Annotated in this window: 1 protein-coding gene; it reads right to left on the reverse strand. The window is 52.6% G+C overall.

Features of this window, described 5'->3' with window-relative positions; all coding sequences use genetic code 11:
• The coding region (locus RJ32_RS00165) for an integrase core domain-containing protein (RefSeq protein WP_145914795.1) at nt 1-275 on the reverse strand (275 nt) is incomplete at its 3' end.
• Nucleotides 276-306: the final 31 nt, after the last annotated feature.

The following is a 306-nucleotide window of genomic DNA, read 5'->3' on the forward strand; positions in this document are numbered from 1 at the left end:
AGTGTTTTCCATTCGCCGGTAAAGACCTGCTCGGGTGTGTAACCGGCTAGATTGCTGTGGTAATGGCTTTCGTTATACCAACGAAAGTAATCGCGACACCAGTCAAGTGCGTGGCCGTAACCCTTAAATCGGCGTGGGTAGTCAGGCTGATATTTCAGCGTCTTAAACTGCGCTTCGCTCATCGGGTTATCATTACTGACGCGGGGCCGGCTGTGACTGGCGGTTATCGTTAAGTCGGATAACACATCCAGATAGCAGTGAGCGGTCATCGGCATACCGCGATCCTGGTGTACGGTCAGGCTGTTC

The sequence above is a fragment of the Idiomarina sp. 28-8 genome (assembly GCF_000320945.2).
GTDB classification, from domain to species: Bacteria; Pseudomonadota; Gammaproteobacteria; order Enterobacterales; family Alteromonadaceae; genus Idiomarina; species Idiomarina loihiensis.